General features: G+C 40.1%; 1 tRNA gene and 1 rRNA gene. Both read left to right on the top strand.

The window, feature by feature from the left end:
* Positions 1-162 precede the first annotated feature (162 nt).
* Positions 163-279: ribosomal RNA gene (gene rrf, locus KGF50_RS21995) — 5S ribosomal RNA — on the top strand.
* Positions 280-286: 7 nt separating this feature from the next.
* A tRNA-Asn gene (locus tag KGF50_RS21990) sits at positions 287-358 on the top strand.
* The last annotated feature ends 1 nt before the right edge of the window (position 359 follow it).

The raw sequence follows: 359 nt of genomic DNA, 5'->3' as shown, positions 1-359 counted from the left end.
CGATACTAATAGGTCGAGGACTTGACCAATATTATTTGATGTTCATTAATTAAAATATATATGCAGTTTTTAGAGTGCTAACTCTAAAAAAGTATGAAAAAAGTATTGACAAAAATAACAAAAAATGTTAATATTATACTTGTCCTAGCAACAAGGGAAAAATGTGGTTATAATAGCAGAGAAGATACACCTGTTCCCATTCCGAACACAGAAGTTAAGTTCTCTAGCGCTGATGGTACTTGGTGGGAAACTGCCTGGGAGAGTAGGACATAGCCACGTTAGATGTTCCAAGGTAGCTCAACGGTGGAGCAACCGGCTGTTAACCGGTAGGCTGTGGGTTCGAGCCCCACCCTTGGAGC

Source organism: Clostridioides sp. ZZV15-6598, assembly GCF_020657705.1.
In the GTDB taxonomy this organism is placed as follows: Bacteria; Bacillota; Clostridia; order Peptostreptococcales; family Peptostreptococcaceae; genus Clostridioides; species Clostridioides difficile_F.
Note: the sequence above shows the minus strand (reverse complement) of the source record. Positions and strands in the feature narration are given on the sequence as shown.